Annotated in this window: 16 protein-coding genes; 13 read left to right on the top strand and 3 right to left on the bottom strand. The window is 60.8% G+C overall.

Translation table 11 applies throughout. From position 1 onward, the window contains the following. Nucleotides 1-135: 135 nt before the first annotated feature. Nucleotides 136-396 (top strand): hypothetical protein, encoded by a 261-nt coding sequence (locus CAF63_RS07670; RefSeq protein ID WP_007952727.1) that lies wholly within the window; start codon nt 136-138, stop codon nt 394-396. 24 nt (nt 397-420) lie between these two features. Here the strand turns inward: CAF63_RS07670 and betT are convergent, their stop codons facing one another. Both betT and epsC read right to left on the bottom strand, forming a co-directional pair. Continuing rightward, a complete protein-coding gene (gene betT / locus CAF63_RS07665; protein ID WP_178081276.1) occupies nt 421-2,382 on the bottom strand; it encodes a choline transporter BetT in 1,962 nt (653 codons plus the stop codon). 380 nt (nt 2,383-2,762) lie between these two features. Then, nucleotides 2,763-3,689, bottom strand: coding sequence for a serine O-acetyltransferase EpsC (gene epsC / locus CAF63_RS07660; RefSeq protein WP_007952730.1), 927 nt, complete (start codon nt 3,687-3,689; stop codon nt 2,763-2,765). 190 nt (nt 3,690-3,879) lie between these two features. Between epsC and CAF63_RS07655 the strand changes: the two genes are divergently transcribed. The 11 genes from CAF63_RS07655 to CAF63_RS07605 all read left to right on the top strand — a co-directional run bounded on the left by CAF63_RS07655 (nt 3,880) and on the right by CAF63_RS07605 (nt 15,418). Then, nucleotides 3,880-4,884, top strand: a complete 1,005-nt coding sequence (locus CAF63_RS07655) for a D-cysteine desulfhydrase (RefSeq protein ID WP_085684191.1) — start codon at nt 3,880-3,882, stop codon at nt 4,882-4,884. Between the two features lie 312 nt (nt 4,885-5,196). Next, entirely contained in the window at nt 5,197-5,997 is an 801-nt protein-coding gene (gene tcyJ, locus CAF63_RS07650; RefSeq protein ID WP_085684193.1) for a cystine ABC transporter substrate-binding protein, read from the top strand. After that, the gene (tcyL, locus tag CAF63_RS07645) at nt 5,997-6,662 is read left to right on the top strand and encodes a cystine ABC transporter permease (protein ID WP_085684195.1); all 666 of its coding nucleotides are present in this window, start codon (nt 5,997-5,999) and stop codon (nt 6,660-6,662) included. Before tcyJ ends, tcyL begins: the two co-directional genes overlap by 1 nt. Before the next feature lie 3 nt (nt 6,663-6,665). After that, nucleotides 6,666-7,415 carry an L-cystine ABC transporter ATP-binding protein TcyN gene (gene tcyN / locus CAF63_RS07640; RefSeq protein WP_085684197.1) on the top strand — a complete coding sequence of 250 codons (750 nt, stop codon included), beginning with the start codon at nt 6,666-6,668 and terminating at the stop codon, nt 7,413-7,415. A 456-nt stretch (nt 7,416-7,871) separates the two neighbouring features. Then, nucleotides 7,872-8,636, top strand: coding sequence for a hypothetical protein (locus CAF63_RS07635; RefSeq protein ID WP_085684199.1), 765 nt, complete (start codon nt 7,872-7,874; stop codon nt 8,634-8,636). A 266-nt stretch (nt 8,637-8,902) separates the two neighbouring features. Next, complete coding sequence (locus CAF63_RS07630) at nt 8,903-10,144, top strand: SfnB family sulfur acquisition oxidoreductase (protein WP_085684201.1); 1,242 nt, start codon at nt 8,903-8,905, stop codon at nt 10,142-10,144. Nucleotides 10,145-10,182: 38 nt separating this feature from the next. Next, nucleotides 10,183-11,376 carry an SfnB family sulfur acquisition oxidoreductase gene (locus CAF63_RS07625; protein ID WP_085684203.1) on the top strand — a complete coding sequence of 398 codons (1,194 nt, stop codon included), beginning with the start codon at nt 10,183-10,185 and terminating at the stop codon, nt 11,374-11,376. After that, on the top strand, nt 11,376-12,728 hold the full coding sequence (locus tag CAF63_RS07620) for an LLM class flavin-dependent oxidoreductase (protein ID WP_085684205.1): 1,353 nt from the start codon (nt 11,376-11,378) through the stop codon (nt 12,726-12,728). Before CAF63_RS07625 ends, CAF63_RS07620 begins: the two co-directional genes overlap by 1 nt. 119 nt (nt 12,729-12,847) lie before the next feature. Beyond that, nucleotides 12,848-13,657: a MetQ/NlpA family ABC transporter substrate-binding protein gene (locus tag CAF63_RS07615; protein WP_007952748.1), complete on the top strand. Its 810-nt coding sequence runs from the start codon at nt 12,848-12,850 to the stop codon at nt 13,655-13,657. 2 nt (nt 13,658-13,659) lie between these two features. Continuing rightward, a complete protein-coding gene (locus tag CAF63_RS07610; protein WP_085684207.1) occupies nt 13,660-14,784 on the top strand; it encodes a methionine ABC transporter ATP-binding protein in 1,125 nt (374 codons plus the stop codon). Then, nucleotides 14,774-15,418, top strand: a complete 645-nt coding sequence (locus CAF63_RS07605) for a methionine ABC transporter permease (RefSeq protein WP_007952752.1) — start codon at nt 14,774-14,776, stop codon at nt 15,416-15,418. Before CAF63_RS07610 ends, CAF63_RS07605 begins: the two co-directional genes overlap by 11 nt. A gap of 5 nt (nt 15,419-15,423) precedes the next feature. Here the strand turns inward: CAF63_RS07605 and CAF63_RS07600 are convergent, their stop codons facing one another. Then, nucleotides 15,424-16,842: a hypothetical protein gene (locus CAF63_RS07600; protein ID WP_143492430.1), complete on the bottom strand. Its 1,419-nt coding sequence runs from the start codon at nt 16,840-16,842 to the stop codon at nt 15,424-15,426. Between the two features lie 181 nt (nt 16,843-17,023). Between CAF63_RS07600 and CAF63_RS07595 the strand changes: the two genes are divergently transcribed. Continuing rightward, entirely contained in the window at nt 17,024-17,653 is a 630-nt protein-coding gene (locus CAF63_RS07595) for a bifunctional 2-polyprenyl-6-hydroxyphenol methylase/3-demethylubiquinol 3-O-methyltransferase UbiG (RefSeq protein WP_085684212.1), read from the top strand. Nucleotides 17,654-17,731 lie beyond the last annotated feature (78 nt).

The following is a 17,731-nucleotide window of genomic DNA, read 5'->3' as shown; positions in this document are numbered from 1 at the left end:
TGAGCGCGCCTGACACGCGGCCCACATAAACAGATAGATACGTGCCGAGATGTGTCGAACGACATGAGGCTGACAGCTGGCCTATGCTCAACGTGAGCAAAGCCAGGACGACTCATTCACAGGCAGATCCCGACCATGCACACCGCAATCATCATCTTCTTCGGCCTGATACTGCTGGCGCTGATGTTTTACATCGGCGAGCGCATCGGCTTCAGTCGGCAGACGCTGGCCTATGGTTTCGCGGCGTTGTGGCTGGCGTTGACGGTGATCAATGGTGCGGTCGGCGTGGTGCATGCCGGGCAGCCGTTGGGGTCGGAGATTGCGATCGGCAGCGCCGTGTATGGCGTGCCGCTGGCGGCGATGGTGTTGTTCATGGTGCTGAGCGCCGAGACCTGAAAGCGTCCCGGCGCCCTGCCCCGATCAACGCACCAGATGCAGGAACTGCATGTGCCGTTCGTACTGGTCGAGGATGTCGTTGATGATCTGCTCTTTCGTGTAACCGACCAGATCGTAGTCCTGACTACCCTCGCTCAGATGCACTTCGGCGCGGTAGTAGCGGCGATTGTTGAGCTGCTTGGAGCCCATGCCACCACGGGCGAACGACGGAGTGAAGTAACCGCGCATCTGCACCTGATAGATGAACGGATGCTGCTCGCCGTGACCGATTTCCAGGCTGACGCTGTCGTGCGCCGGATCCGGTTGGGTGACCACGTTCAGGCCTTTCTCGGCGAACACTGCCGTCACTTCTTCGATGGCCGGTTTCACCGTGGTGTCCATGAAGCGGTACACCTCGTCGCGCGACGGGAAGTGCACGGCCTGGCTCAGGCGCTGGCGCCAGCCGCCCTTGCCACGCCGTGAACCGGACACCGGTGCCAGCGAATGCAGTTGCGCGATCTGCTTCTGCGACTCCAGATAGAACGCCTTGTGCAGGCCCCACATCATCAGCAGCAGAATCATCGAGAACGGCAGCGAGGTCAGCACCACCGCCGACTTCAGTGCATCGATGCTGCCGGAGAACAGCAGCGCACTGGTTACCAGCGCGGTCATCGCCCCCCAGAACACCCGCAGCCATTTCGGCCCGTCTTCATCCGGATTGCCGCCCTTGGCCGACAGGGTCGAGAGCACCACGGTGCCAGAGTCGGCGGAGGTGACGAAGAACACGAAGCTGATGAACACCGTCACCGCGATGACGGTCTTGCTCCACGGGTAGGTTTCCAGAAGCAGGTAGAGGGTCATCGACGGGTTGTCGAGAGCCGACATGCCCAGCGCCGACATACCGTGATTGAGCACCTGGTCGATGGCGCTGTTGCCGAAAATCGACATCCACGCCAGGGTGAAACCGAGCGGAATCAGCAGCACACCGAAGACAAATTCACGGATGGTCCGGCCACGGGAAATTCGTGCGATGAACAGACCCACGAACGGCGACCACGCGATCCACCAGGCCCAGTAAAACACCGTCCAGCCGCCGAGCCAGTCGCTCGGTTTGTCGTAGGCGTAGAGGTCGAAACTCTTCATCGGCAAGGCGCCGAGGTAGTCGCCGAGGTTCTGGATCAGGGTGTTGAGCAAATGCTGGGTGGGGCCGGCGAACAACACGAACAGCAGCAGCGCACAGGCCAACAGCATGTTGATGTCGGACATGACCCGCACGCCTTTATCCACTCCGGAAACGGCGACGATGATCGCCGCGCCCATCATCAGCGTGATCAGGCCGACCTGAATCCACTGGGTGTGAGCGATGCCGAACAGGTAATCCAGTCCGGAGTTGAGATGGAGCACGCCGAAGCCCATGTCCGCACCGAGGCCGAACACCGTGGCGATGATGCCGAAGCCGTCCACGGCGTAGCCGATGGGGCCGTTGATACGCTTGCCGATCAGCGGGTACAGCGCCGAACGCAGGGCCAGCGGCAGGTTATGCCGGTAGGCGAAATACGCCAGCGCCATCCCGACAAAGGCGAACACGCCCCAGCCGTGCAGGCCCCAGTGCAGAAACAGAATCTGCATCGCCTGACGCGCCGCCTCCGCGGTGCCGGCCTCGCCTTGGGGCGGCTGGAGCATGTGGGTCAGCGGTTCGGACACGCAGAAGAAAAACAGCGTGATGCTGATCCCGGCGGCGAACAGCATGCCGGCCCAGGACAGGTAACTGAATTCGGGTTCGTCGTGGTCGGCACCGAGTTTGATCTTGCCGTAGCCCGACAATGCGGTGACCACCACGAAGATCAGATACAGGGTCATCGCGAGCATGTAGTACCAGCCGACCGTGTTGGCCGCCCAGTTTTGCGCTTCGAGAAGCCAGGCGCCGGCCTGTTCCGGCATGGCGATGACCGTCAGGCCAAACAGCAGGATCACCGTCGCGGCGAACCAGAACACCGGCGGATTCATCCGTACCAGACCGCTGGCGGGGGTAGACGATGCACTCATGAACGGTGCACCTCAAGGGGGTGGAAAATGGCTGAAATGATCGGACTCAGCAAAGGCAAGCCTCCTGTTGTGAGCGGGCAGCGAACCGCCGGTTTAACTTGAATGAACGTTCAAGTTAAACATGGATAGCACGCTCAGGACTAATCGCAGGGCTCAGCGGTAACTTTCGTACGCTAGCTTAAGGAGGGGTATGACGGGGGTTTGAGTGAATTCGTTCAGTCATCGGTTTTTGTGTGAACGCCCATCGCGAGCAGGCTCGCTCCCACATCTGGAACGCAGTCCACTGTGGGAGCGAGCCTGCTCGCGATGGGGCAAGATCATTCAGAAAGAGATCTGAAGATCTACTTTTGCGTCCCGTCATCATGCTGCAGGTTGGCCTGGGTCAGGTTGCACCCGGCCGGCACGCTGCGGGTCAGCCACACGTTGCCGCCGATGGTCGAGCCTTTGCCGATGGTGATCCGCCCGAGAATCGTCGCCCCGGCGTAGATCACCACGTCGTCCTCGACGATCGGATGGCGTGGATGGCCCTTCTGCAACTGGCCGTCCTCGTCCGCCGGGAAGCGTTTGGCGCCGAGGGTCACGGCCTGATAAATCCTGACGCGCTCGCCGATGATCGCGGTCTCGCCGATCACCACCCCGGTCCCATGGTCGATGAAGAAACTGCGGCCGATCTGCGCGCCCGGGTGAATATCGATGCCGGTCGCCGAGTGGGCGATTTCCGAGCTGATCCGCGCCAGCAGCGGCAGGCCTGCGCGATACAAATGGTGGGCCAGACGATGGTGAATCACCGCCAGAATCCCCGGATAGCACAGCAGCACTTCATCGACGCTGCGCGCCGCCGGATCGCCGTGGTAGGCGGCCAGCACATCGGTGTCGAGCAGGCTGCGCAGGCCCGGCAACGCGAGGGCGAAATCCTGGATGATCCTGATCGCCTGCGCCTCGACTTCAGTGTCGGCCTGGGCACTGTGACGGGCAACGTAACGCAGTTCCAGTCGTGCCTGGGCCAGCAGCGCATTCAAGGCGACGTCGAGGGTGTGGCCGACGTAAAAGTCCTCGCTCTCTTCACGCAGATCCACCGGACCCAGACGCATCGGGAACAACGCGCCGCACAAGGCTTCAAGGATCTGCGCCATCGCATCACGGGACGGCAATTCGCGCCCGCCCTGCTCGCCGGAAGCACGGCCATTTTGTGCACGCCACTGATCCCGCGCGGTACGCAGCTGGCTGACGATGGTCTGCAATTGCCAATGGCTGGAACGCTCGCTCACGGTAAAGACTCCTCACGGGCGGCCGGACTGTCTGGCCGCGTCAACGGCGACTACTTTACGGCAACCGCACCGGGGCGAATTAAGAACCGATAGTGCTGGCCTAAGCACATTTGGCTATAAGCGATTGGCGGTTGCCCCGGTAAATCGGCGTGCCTATAGTCCTGACATCTCCTTGGATCAGTACGGAATCATGTCCACACAACCGATCAAACAACAGCTGGACCGCTTTAACCGCCTCGACCTGCTTGGCCAACCGACCCCACTGGAAAAACTCGAGCGCCTGTCCACCTGGCTCGGCCGCGATGTCTATATCAAGCGCGATGACCTCACTCCGCTGGCCATGGGCGGCAACAAGCTGCGCAAGCTCGAATACCTCGCCGCCGATGCCCTTGCCCAAGGCGCCGATACCCTGATCACCGCCGGCGCACTGCAATCGAACCACGTTCGCCAGACCGCCGCGCTGGCCGCGAAACTGGGTCTGGGCTGTGTAGCCCTGCTGGAAAATCCGCTGGGCACCGACGACAGCAACTACACCGGCAACGGCAACCGCCTGCTGCTGGACCTGTTCGATGCCAAGGTCGAGCTGGTCGACAACCTCGACAACGCCGACGAACAACTGGCCGCCCTCGCCGTGCGCCTGCGCAGCAACGGCAAGAAGCCGTACCTGGTGCCGATCGGTGGCTCCAACGCCCTCGGCGCGCTGGGTTACGTACGTGCTGGCCTGGAGTTGGCTGAGCAGATCAAGGACACCGGCCTGCAATTCTCCGCCGTCGTTTTGGCCTCCGGCAGTGCCGGCACCCACAGCGGTCTGGCGCTGGCCTTGAGCGAAGCCCTGCCGCAACTGCCGGTGATCGGCGTGACCGTCTCGCGCAGCGAAGAAGATCAGCGTCCGAAAGTCCAGGGCCTGGCCGAACGTACCGCCGACCTGCTGGGCGTGGCACTGCCGGACAGCTTCAAGGTCGAGTTATGGGATGAATACTTTGGCCCGCGCTACGGCGAGCCGAACGCCGGGACACTGGCGGCAGTGAAACTGCTGGCCAGCCAGGACGCCGTGCTGCTCGATCCGGTCTACACCGGCAAGGCCATGGCCGGGTTGCTCGACGGCATCGGTCGCGGGCGTTTCGACGACGGCCCGATCATCTTCCTGCACACCGGCGGCGCTCCGGCGTTGTTCGCGTACAAGGACTTTCTATAGGTCGACGCGCGTAGTGCAGCCCTCGTTCCCACGCTCTGCGTGGGAATGCAGCCCGGGACGCTCCGCGTCCCATTTGAAAGGCGAACGCAGAGCCAGGGAACACTCGCAAAACAACAGCAAATATTCCAAAGAAGAATAACAAATGGAAAATTCATTATTTTCCATTCTAAAAGAACCGTCATATAGTCTCGCCGCAGGCGAATTTCGCGAGAGACGCATAAGCTGCTTTAAGGCAGGATAGCGCTGTCGTCCAATTCCCGGATTCGCCAACTTTCCTTAAGCGTCTTCCATAAGAAAACACAGGGGCTTGTCATGATTCTTTCCGCACTACGTCGAAATCTGCTGGTAGGTTCGCTGGGTCTGGCACTGAGCGCCGGTCTGCTGGGGCAGGCGGTTGCCGGTGAGCAACTGCAACAGATCAAGGACAAAGGCGTTATCAACGTCGGCCTGGAAGGCACTTATCCACCATTCAGCTTCGTTGACGAGAACGGCAAACTGTCCGGTTTCGAAGTCGAGCTGTCCGAAGCACTGGCCAAGAAGCTGGGCGTGAAGGCCAAGATCCAGCCGACCAAATGGGACGGCATCCTCGCGGCCCTGGAATCCAAACGTCTGGACGTCGTGGTCAATCAGGTGACCATCTCCGACGAGCGCAAGAAGAAATATGACTTCTCCGAGCCGTACACCGTTTCCGGGATTCAGGCGCTGGTGCTGAAAGACAAGGCCGCCGCGCTGAACATCAAGTCCGCCGCTGACCTGTCCGGCAAGAAAGTCGGCGTCGGTCTGGGCACCAACTACGAACAGTGGGTGCGCGCCAACGTGCCGGGTGCCGACGTTCGCACCTACGACGATGATCCGACCAAGTTCGCCGACCTGAACAACGGCCGTACTGACGCCATCCTGATCGACCGTCTGGCCGCGCTGGAATATGCCAAGAAAGCGCCGAAAACCGTCGCTGCCGGTGAAGCCTTCTCGCGTCAGGAAGCCGGTATTGCCCTGCGCAAAGGCGAGCCTGAACTGCTGGCTGCCGTGAACAAGGCCCTCGACGAACTGCGAGCCGACGGCACCCTTGAGAAGCTGTCCACGAAATACTTCAACGCTGACGTCACCCAATAATGGAAGAAGCTTTCCAACTCGCTCTGGACTCCGCGCCCTTCCTGTTGAAGGGCGCGTACTACACGGTAATCCTCAGCCTCGGCGGCATGTTCTTCGGCCTGCTGCTGGGCTTTGGCCTGGCGTTGATGCGCCTGTCGCGTTTCAAGTCGGTCAGCTGGCTGGCCCGCATCTACGTGTCGTTCTTTCGCGGCACGCCGTTGCTGGTACAACTGTTCGTGATCTATTACGGCTTGCCGCAATTGGGCATGGAACTCGACCCGCTGCCGGCGGCGCTGATCGGCTTCTCGCTGAACATGGCCGCCTATGCCTGTGAAATCCTGCGTGCCGCGATCGGTTCGATCGAACGCGGCCAGTGGGAAGCCGCTGCGAGCATCGGCATGACCCGCGCGCAGACCCTGCGCCGGGCCATCCTGCCGCAGGCGATGCGCACGGCGTTGCCGCCGCTGGGCAACAGCTTCATTTCGCTGGTCAAGGACACCGCACTGGCCGCCACCATTCAGGTGCCGGAGCTGTTCCGTCAGGCACAACTGATTACCGCCCGGACTTTCGAAGTCTTCACCATGTATCTTGCCGCCGCGCTGATCTACTGGATTCTGGCCACGGTGCTGTCGCACTTCCAGAACAAGCTGGAAGTGCGGGTCAATCGGCACGACCAGGAGTCCTGACCCATGATTGTCGTGGAAAAACTGACAAAGCAGTTCAAGGGTCAAGTCGTGCTCAACGGCATTGATCTGGAGGTGAAGGAAGGCGAGGTCGTGGCCATCATCGGCCCCAGCGGCTCGGGCAAGACCACGTTCCTGCGCTGCCTGAACTTCCTCGAGCAACCCACCAGCGGCCGGATCAAGGTCGGCGAGATCGAGATCGATACCAGCCGCCCGCTGAACCAGCAGCAGAGCCTGGTGCGCAACCTGCGCCAGCACGTGGGCTTCGTGTTCCAGAACTTCAACCTGTTCCCGCACCGCACCGCCCTGGAAAACGTCATCGAAGGCCCGATCGTGGTCAAGAAGACGCCCCGCGATGCAGCCATTGCCCTGGGCAAGAAGCTGCTGGCCAAGGTCGGCCTGGCGGGCAAGGAAGACGCCTACCCACGGCGCCTGTCCGGTGGCCAGCAACAGCGCGTGGCGATTGCCCGGGCGCTGGCGATGGAGCCGGAAGTGATCCTGTTCGACGAGCCGACCTCGGCCCTCGACCCGGAGCTGGTGGGTGAAGTGCTCGCGACCATCCGCGGCCTCGCGGAGGAGAAACGCACCATGGTGATCGTCACCCACGAAATGGCGTTCGCCCGTGACGTGGCTAACCGCGTGGTGTTTTTCGATAAAGGCGTGATCGTCGAACAAGGTGAAGCGAAAGCGTTGTTTGCCAATCCGAAAGAAGAACGCACTCGACAGTTCCTGAGTAAGTTCAGAAACAACGGCTGATCCGTAAACTTTCCTGAATATAAACTTCCATGGATGGAAGTTTGCTTTACCCCCCACCGAATAAAAACTCAATCAAGTGACTGCATTACATATATATGTCCTGCAACAGTATCGCCGCGACTAAAGTTTGCCCCCTCCAAGTTTCCAGCTATACAAACAGACCGACGACAGAACAATAAAATCCGGCAAAAGCTGTGGTCCGATTCGCCAGAAAGAATAGGTAGAGTGCCTTATCGGCGTAGGAAGCTTCTGATAAATCCGTAATTCTTCAATTAACCAATTCTGTCCGTTGACACGCCATTCAGCGAACTTTTATCTAGTCACTCATCGCGCCCCACAACATTACCAAGACCCGATAACGAATGGCCGAACGACCCTGTTTTTATTACCGGGCAATTCACGCTATTTGAACTTTCAGAAACGGATTTCGCTGCAAGGCTTCAAGGAGAGGACTTCATGACCCGCACTTCGCACATCCCCGAACTGGCCGCGCCGAGTCTGGCGCCATCCCAAAACAACGGCATCAACCTTGCTGCAGCGGCTCATCTGCTGGTCGATGTGCCGCCCTACCCGGACATGGACACGGGCGATCTGATCGAACTGTTCTGGAACAACTGCTACGTCGCCTCTCACCTGCTGACAGCACAGGACGTCGCGGCCCCAATCAGCCTGCGAGTGCCGGAGAGTTTTATCGACAGCGGCTCGTCTCGCATCCACTACCGGGTCATGCGGGTGGGTCACGGAGCATCGCTGTCAGCAGCCGCGCGGGTCACGGTCAAACTCGACTGTCCCGGCGGGCAGCCCCCGGCAGTCTGCGGTGACGAAAACCAGCAACTGGCACCCGTCACGCTGCCCGACACCATTCGCCGTCAGGGCGTCAACGCGAACCAGATCAGACGCGGCGTACCACTGACCATCGAGCCCTATCTGAACATGGCCGAAGGCGACGCCATCACCCTGCGCTGGGGTGATGTACGGATGGACCTGGCGCGCATTTCCCCGGCCGATATCGGCAAGCCGATTCAGGTCTGGGTGCCGCCGGCGATCATCACCGAGGCCGGCGAGGACCTGCGGCTGGACGTGACCTACTGCATCCTCGACCGGGTCGGCAACAACTCGCGCTGGGCGCCGCCGCGAACGCTTAAGATCGGTTGCGTGAATCCCTACCTCAAGGTGCCGCTCAAGGAAACGCTGAAGGCAGCAGAGCCGCAAAAAAAATGAGCACCGACAGTCGGTGAGGGACGACTTCCCTCACCGCCACACGCTTAACCAACCGGACCACGCCCCCTTCTATACATATTCCTAAAAGTTAGTTTATTTAAATTTTATACGCGCTTAGGGTATATGAACCGGACCACCGGACATTCTTTCGTTCGCCGCACTTTTGCGGCGTTTTTCATGAGATGTGAGGTAGGTAACATGGTCCGGAACACAATCACCCCAGTGCAGATCGCCAGGGCATTGCGTGCAGCCAAGGAGCGGCACTGATGTCCAGTCTGGCAGACGCAAACGTCCAGAGTGACCTGGACATCGCCCCGTTGTTGTTGCCCGCGCAAGTGCTGCGCAACGACGCTCAAGCCATCAAGGCCGCCCATGAGCTGGCGCAGGTCGCCCGCGTGCAGGCCGCCAAACGTGATCGCCAGCGCAAGCTGCCGTGGTCGGAAATCGAACAGTTCACCCGCAGCGGCCTCGGCAGCATCGCCATCCCGCGCGAGTACGGCGGGCCGCAGGTTTCCTTCGTCACCCTGGCCGAGGTGTTCGCGATCATTTCCGCGGCCGACCCGGCACTGGGACAGATCCCGCAAAACCAGTTCGGCATCATCAACCTGATCCTCGGCAGCGCCACCGAACAGCAGAAAAAACAGCTGCTGCAGAGCGTGCTCGAAGGCTGGCGCATCGGTAACGCCGGACCCGAACGCGGCACCAAGGACACTCTCGAACTGAAAGCGCGCATCACCGCTGACGGCGATGACTACGTGATCAACGGCCAGAAGTTCTATTCCACCGGCGCCCTTTTCGCCCATTGGGTCGCGGTCAAGGCACTCAACGATGACGGCAAGCAAGTGCTGGCCTTCGTCCGTCGCGGCACGCCGGGATTGCGCATCGTCGATGACTGGTCGGGTTTCGGCCAGCGCACCACCGCCAGCGGCACGATCCTGCTGCACAACGTGCGGGTCGATGCAGGCCTCGTGGTGGACAACTGGAAGATCAACGAAAAGCCCAACACCCAGGGCGCAGTTTCACAGCTGATTCAGGCAGCGATCGACGCCGGGATCGCCCGTGGCGCCATCGATGACGCCATCGAATTCGTCAAGACCCGCGCCCGGCCGTGGGTCGACGCCAACGTCGAGCGGGCCAGCGACGATCTCTACGTGATCGCCGACATCGGCAAACTGAAAATCGAACTGCACGCTGCCGAAGCGCTGCTGCACAAGGCCGGGCAAGTGCTGGATCAGGTGCACGCCGCGCCACTGACCGCCGAATCCGCTGCCCGCGCCTCGATTGCCGTGGCCGAAGCCAAGGTGCTGACCACCGAGATCTCGCTGCTGGCCAGCGAAAAACTTTTCGAACTGGCCGGCAGCCGCGCCACCCTCGCCGAATTCAACCTCGACCGTCACTGGCGCAACGCCCGGGTGCACACCCTGCACGACCCGGTGCGCTGGAAGTACCACGCAGTCGGCGCCTATCGCCTTAACGGCAAGTTGCCGGCTCGCCATTCCTGGATCTGACGACCAGAACACTTTTGACCAGATCTCTGGAGAAACACATGACTCTTTCCCATCCCGTCGCGGTCATCACCAGCGACGAGCAAGCCCTGATCGTCGCCAGCGACCTGGCCGAAGACTTCCAGCGCGACAGCAACCTGCGCGACCGCGAACGCCGCCTGCCGCTGCCGGAACTCGACGTGTTTTCCCGCTCCGGCCTGTGGGGCATCAGCGTGCCCAAGGAGTACGGCGGTGCCGGCGTGTCCAACGTGACCCTGGCCAAAGTCATCGCCTTGATTGCTCGGGCTGACGGCTCGCTGGGGCAGATTCCGCAGAACCATTTCTATGCCCTCGAAGTGCTCCGGGTGAATGGCAGCCACGAGCAGAAACAACGACTGTACGCCGAAGTCCTCGCCGGCCAGCGCTTCGGCAATGCTCTGGCAGAACTGGGCACCAAGACCGCCCATGACCGTGTCACCAGCCTCAAGCGCGACGGCAGCGGCTACCGCATCAACGGCCGCAAGTTCTATGCGACCGGCGCCATTTACGCCCAACGGATTCCAACGTCGGTCGTCGATGAGAACGGCGTGCAGCAACTGGCGTTCGTCCCGCGCGACAGCAAAGGCCTGACCGTGATCGACGACTGGAGCGGCTTCGGCCAGCGCACCACTGGCAGCGGTTCGGTGGTGTTCGAAGACGTGTATGTCGCCGCCGAAGATGTCATTCCGTTCCAGAGCGCTTTCGAACGCCCGACCCCGGTCGGCCCGCTGGCGCAGATCCTTCACGCCGCCATCGACACCGGCATCGCCCGCGCCTCCTACGAAGATGCGCTGCACTTCGTGCGCAGCAAGACCCGGCCATGGATCGATTCGGGCAACGACAAAGCCACCGAAGACCCACTGACCCTCAAGAGTTTCGGCCACTTGAGCATTCGCCTGCACGCCACCGAAGCCCTGCTCGAACGTGCCGGTGAATTCCTCGATGCGGCCCAGGCCGAAACCAACGCCGAGACCGTTGCGGCGGCGTCGATTGCCGTTGCCGAAGCACGGGCGATCAGCACCGAAATTTCTCTGGCCGCTGGCAGCACCCTGTTCGAACTGGCCGGCAGCCAGGCCACCCTGATCGAGCACGGCCTTGATCGTCACTGGCGCAACGCCCGGGTGCATACCCTGCACGACCCGGTGCGCTGGAAGTATCACGCGGTGGGCAATTACTACCTCAACGATGAAAACCCTCCGCTGCGAGGGACTATCTGATGAGCAAGAAAAAGATCCTGCTCAATGCGTTCAACATGAACTGCATCGGCCACATAAACCACGGATTGTGGACCCATCCACGCGACACTTCGACCGAGTACAAGACCATCGAGTACTGGACCGAACTGGCGCAACTGCTGGAGCGCGGGCTGTTCGACGGGCTGTTCATCGCCGACATCGTCGGCGTGTACGACGTCTATCAGAACTCGGTGGACGTCACCCTGAAAGAGTCGATCCAGCTGCCGGTCAACGATCCGCTGTTGCTGGTATCGGCGATGTCCGCGGTGACCAACAACCTCGGTTTCGGCCTGACCGCCAACCTCACCTACGAGCCGCCGTATCTGTTCGCCCGACGCATGTCGACCCTCGATCACCTGAGCCGTGGGCGGGTGGGATGGAACATCGTCACCGGTTATCTGGACAGCGCCGCCAAGGCCATGGGCCTGAGCGAACAGGTCGAGCACGACCGGCGTTACGACCAGGCCGACGAGTACCTCGAAGTGCTCTACAAACTCTGGGAAGGCAGCTGGGAAAACGGTGCGGTGCTCAACGATCCGCAGCAGCGGATCTACGCGCAGCCAGACAAGGTGCACAAGGTCGAACACAAGGGCGAGTTCTATCAGGTCGAGGGTTATCACCTGTGCGAGCCGTCGCCGCAGCGCACGCCGGTGCTGTTCCAGGCCGGCAGTTCGGATCGCGGTCTGCTGTTCGCCGGGCGTCATGCCGAGTGCGTATTCATCAGCGGCCAGAACAAACCGTCGACCAAGGTGCAGGTGGACAAGGTCCGCGCCAGCGCCGTCGAAGCGGGTCGCAACCCCGAGGACATCAAGGTGTTCATGGGCCTCAACGTGATCGTCGGCGAGACCGAGGAAGCGGCGTGGGCCAAGCACGCCGAATACCTGAGCTACGCCAGCGCCGAAGCGGGTGTGGCGCATTTTTCGGCGTCCACCGGCATCGATTTTTCCCAGTACGAAATCGACGAACCGATCCAGTACGTCAAAAGCAACGCGATCCAGTCCGCCACCAAGAACCTGCAGAACAACGACTGGACCCGGCGCAAGTTGCTCGACCAGCACGCCCTCGGCGGACGCTACATCACCGTGGTCGGCTCGCCGCAGCAAGTGGCGGATGAACTGGAATCGTGGATCGCCGAAACCGGTCTCGACGGCTTCAACCTGACCCGCATCGTCACCCCGGAAAGCTATGTGGATTTCATCGAGCTGGTGATCCCGGAACTGCAACGGCGCGGCTCGTACAAAACCGCTTACGACACCGGCAGCCTGCGGGAAAAACTGTTTCACGGCGAAGCGCATTTGCCGCAGCAACACACTGGCGCGGCCTTCCGCCGCTAAGAGCATCGCCGGCAGGCTGGCTCCCACAAGTTGGAATGCATTTCCCTGTGGGAGCCAGCCTGCTGGCGATGAGGCCCGACCAGACACTAAAAAATCAATGCACTGACTGGACAACTTCCATGACCAAGAAACTACTCTCCCACCCAGTCAAAGCACTGGCCCTGGCCTTCGGCCTGTTCAGCTCGGCGGTGTTCGCCGCCGATGCCCCGTTGAAAATCGGCACCACCGCAGCCTTCGCGATTCCGCTGGAAGCCGCCGTCGAAGAGGCCTCCAAACAAGGCTTGAAAGTCGAGCTGGTGGAGTTCACCGACTGGATCGCACCGAACGTCAGCCTCGCCGCCGGTGACATCGACGTGAACTACTTCCAGCACATCCCGTTCCTGGAAAACGCCAAGGCAGCCTCCGGTTTCGACCTGGTGCCATTCGCCCCGGGCATCATCAACAACGTCGGTCTGTACTCGAAGAAATACAAAAGCTTCGACGAGCTGCCGGAAGGCGCCAGCGTCGCCATCGCCAACGACCCGATCAACAGCGGACGCGGTCTGCAACTGCTGGCCAAGGCCGGTCTGATCACCCTCAAACCGGGCGTCGGCTACAAGGCCACCGAAGACGACATTGTCGCCAACCCGAAGAAGATCAAGATCCTCCAGGTCGAAGCCGTGCAACTGGTACGCGCCTACGACGACGCCGATCTGGTCCAGGGTTACCCGGCCTACATCCGTCTGGCGAAAACCTTCGATGCCGGCTCCGCGCTGCTCTTCGACGGCCTCGACCACAAGGAATACGTGATCCAGTTCGTGATCCAGCCGAAGAGCAAAACCGACCCGCGCCTGATCAAGTTCGTCGATATCTACCAGCATTCACCGGCTGTTCGCGCCGCGCTGGATAAAGCCCACGGCAAGCTGTACCAGGCCGGTTGGGAAAGCTGAGGATGACGGCAGCCATTCAACGGCGACTGGATCTTCCAGAGCCACCCGCGCTTGCGCAACGCACCGAACTGCATCCTGAACTGAACCGCGCCCATGTGCGCTTCGTCGGGCTCGGCAAAACCTACGACGGCAAACAAGGTCCGGTCGCCGCCCTGCAAGGCATCGACCTGGCGATCCAGCGCGGTGAAGTGTTCGGCATCATCGGCCGCAGCGGCGCCGGCAAGTCGTCGCTGATCCGCACCATCAACCGCCTCGAACAACCGACCTCGGGCCGGGTGCTGATCGATCAGGTGGACATCGGCGAGTACGACGAGGATCGCCTCGTCGCCCTGCGTCGGCGGATCGGCATGATTTTTCAGCACTTCAATCTGATGTCGGCGAAAACGGTGTGGCAGAACGTCGAACTGCCACTGAAAGTCGCCGGTGTCCCGAAAGAACAACGGGAGAAAAAGGTTCGCGAACTGCTGGAGCTGGTGGGCCTGCAAGCCAAGCACAAGGCGTATCCGGCGCAGCTTTCCGGTGGGCAGAAACAACGTGTGGGCATCGCCCGCGCGCTGGTGCACGACCCGGACATTCTGCTGTGTGACGAAGCCACCTCGGCCCTCGATCCGGAAACCACCCAGTCGATCCTCGGCCTGCTGCGCGAGATCAACAAACGCCTGGGCCTGACCATCGTGCTGATCACTCACGAGATGGCGGTGATCCGCGAAATCTGCGACCGCGTCGTCGTGCTGGAACATGGCCACATCGTCGAACAAGGCCCGGTCTGGGAAGTGTTCGGCAACCCGCAGCACGAGGTCAGCCAGACGTTGCTTGCACCGTTGCAGCACGCTTTGCCCGAAGAATTGCAGAGCCGTTTGCAGGCGCAGCCGTCGTCGTCCGATGCGTCAGTTGTGCTGCGTTTGCAGTTCACCGGCAGCCAGCAGGACGAACCGGATCTGGCCGCGCTGTTCGCCGCGCTTGGTGGTCGGGTGAAATTGCTGCAGGGCGGCGTGGAACGGATCCAGGGCCACGCGCTCGGTCAATTACTGCTGGCGGTGGCGGGATCAAAGCTGAACGCCGAGCAATTGCGTGAGCGTGCCGGCCAGTGGGCACAACGCACGGAGGTGCTGGGCTATGTGGTTTGATCGCTTGCTGCAGGGTTTTATCGATACGTTTCTGATGGTCGGCGTTTCGTCGCTGATCGCTCTGCTGGCAGGTATTCCGATGGCAGTGATTCTGGTCACCAGCGACAAGGGCGGAATCTACGAAGCGCCGGTGCTCAATCGCGCCTTGGGTGCGTTCGTGAACCTGTTTCGCTCGATTCCGTTTCTGATCCTGATGGTCGCGCTGATCCCGTTCACCCGGCTGATCGTCGGCACCACTTATGGTGTCTGGGCGGCGGTCGTGCCGTTGACCATTGCGGCCACACCGTTCTTTGCGCGGATCGCCGAGGTGAGCCTGCGTGAAGTCGACTACGGCCTGATTGAAGCGGCACAAGCCATGGGTTGCCGGCGCTGGCACATCGTCTGGCATGTGTTGTTGCCCGAGGCGTTGCCGGGAATCGTCGGCGGATTCACGATAACCCTGGTGACGATGATCAACTCATCGGCCATGGCCGGAGCGATTGGCGCCGGCGGGCTGGGAGACATCGCTTATCGCTACGGCTATCAACGATTCGACAGCCAGATCATGTTGACCGTGATCGTTCTGCTGGTGGCGCTGGTCGCATTGATCCAACTGGGTGGCGACCGTCTGGCACGGGGATTGAACAAGCGCTGACATCGTCAGTTGTTCAACAGGCTGCTCAGCAACTGGCTGTCTGCGGTTCTGCCCCGATGCAACGCCTGCAGGCTTTTGGCGGCGTAAATGATGCTGTCGGCATTGTTTGCGGCCATCCATGTCCGAACGGCCGAATGGGCATTGAACAGGTCGACAGCTGTCCGGACTTCGAGCCTGCCGGGCAGCCCCAGACTGTCTCTGACCCCGGTTGTGAAGCTGCTGTGGTCGCTCGTAAAACCGTCCAGGTAGGCCAACGTCAAACCACCCTGCATGATGATTTCGGAAACACCTTGCTCGGCGATGTCGTAGACCGGAACGGGGCGATCCAGAGCCTTGCCCATTCGCGCATCGAGGTAAAAGAAATCCAGCGCACCAGGCCCGACGCTGGTGAACCGGTTGACCCTGTTGGTATGCAGCATTTCATGACCCAGAACGGCCGCAAAGTCCCCCGCTTGCAGGTGATTCAGACTGATGAAAAACCGGCCATGAAAATCCATGGAGTACATCCACGCTCTGCGATCCTGGTCAAACTCGACACCCACGAACTTGTCCAGTCCCCATGGCCCCTGGTACTCCTTTGACAGAGCCTCGCCGCGCGACAGGCAATCGGTCAGCCGCTCTTTGACGAGTGCATGATGCTCGCCAAAATACCCCTGAAAAATCCCTGCGGCCTCGACATAGTTCATGGCGATTCCATGGTTCGCATCGGAAAAAATCAGCCGGGTGGCGCTCAGCTCCGCGCGCAGGCTGGCTGAGTCCGAGGGAGTGAATTGCTTCAGCCCGCGCGCAACGATCTTCACTGTTTGAGAGGCCCGGCGCTCGAATATATCGTCCCGGCCTTCATAGAGTTTTCCCGGCCCTGGCGGAACATTCTTTTCGATTGAAGGCTTGGGGCCACTCGGGTCGAGATCGGGCCGGGAGCTCATGACATTACCGACTTCAGGAAGAATCGACAGTTGCTCGGCCCCCCAGATCATCGTCCTGCGGTCAAGAACAAGCCTCGGCCCAGAGGCGAACTGCTCGGACGCAAGCGTTGCCCGGTATTGACCCGACGAGATATCCAGCCGGACCTGCACGATTTCTCCCGGGGCGACATCGACGAATTCACGTCCCTTGAATCGTCTGATCCCCCAGATATCCGCCGCCGGCAAGCGGGACGGAAGCCTGAGGCGATAGTTTTCAAGCGACATCACCACAGATCGGATAGAGGCATTCTCTGCCAGAGGCAACCCGGTAATCCTGACGTCGGTATCCGAAGATTTCTGCATTGCGCGATAGTCTTCAGGCGGCAGAGCTGAACGCGCAATCTTGTGTGCCGGGGTCTCGATCGAGGTGGTATTGCCCGGTCTGATCCGGATCGAATTCGAGTCTGGCGCGGTATGGACGGGTGATGGCGTGACGTGGGATTTACGACCGATAACCATGAGAAAACCTGCTGTTGAATGAACCGTCCGAAAAAACGGGTATCGCGACAATCATCTGTCGCACAGGTGTCATTTCAATCGCTGGAGGATCATTCCGTGCGGTACATGGGTATCGCCGATAAACAGTCCGGATCATGTATGGCGTATATTCTGCAAACCCGATTGTCATTGCAGCCTGACCATGAAGCAGACGCCCATCGACCTTGAGCAGATCACCGCTACAACCCTCGGCCACTACAACTCGGTGGCCGAGGATTTTCGTGAAGGCACTCGCGATCACGATGTCAGCCAGAACATCGACGCCCTGTTGCGGCACATCCAGGGGGACGCGCCGTTTTCCATTCTCGATTTCGGCTGTGGGCCGGGGCGCGACTTGCAGACTTTCACCCGCATGGGCCACCTCGCCGTCGGCCTCGATGGTGCGGAAAAGTTCGCGCAGATGGCCCACGAGGACAGCGGTTGTGAGGTGTGGTGCCAGGACTTTCTGAAGCTGGATCTGCCGCCAGAACGCTTCGACGGGATTTTCGCCAACGCAGTGTTGTTTCATGTGCCGTTGCAGGAGTTGCCACGGGTTCTGGGGCAACTTCACGAGACACTGAAACCGGGGGGCGTACTCTTCAGCTCCAATCCACGCGGGGATAACCGTGAGGGCTGGAACGGACCGCGCTATGGCTCATATCACGATCTGGAGGCTTGGCGTGGATTGCTGACCGCTGCCGGATTCGTGGAGCTGGAGCATTACTACCGGCCGGTGGGGCTGCCGCGTGAGCAGCAGCCCTGGCTGGCGAGTGTCTGGCGCAAAACGGTGTAATTCATTCAGACGTCATCGCCAGCAGGCTGGCTCCCACAGGGCAATGCATTCCAAATGTGGGAGCCAGCCTGCTGGCGA

The organism is Pseudomonas sp. B20(2017) (assembly GCF_002113125.1).
In the GTDB taxonomy this organism is placed as follows: domain Bacteria; phylum Pseudomonadota; class Gammaproteobacteria; order Pseudomonadales; family Pseudomonadaceae; genus Aquipseudomonas.
Note: the sequence above shows the minus strand (reverse complement) of the source record. Positions and strands in the feature narration are given on the sequence as shown.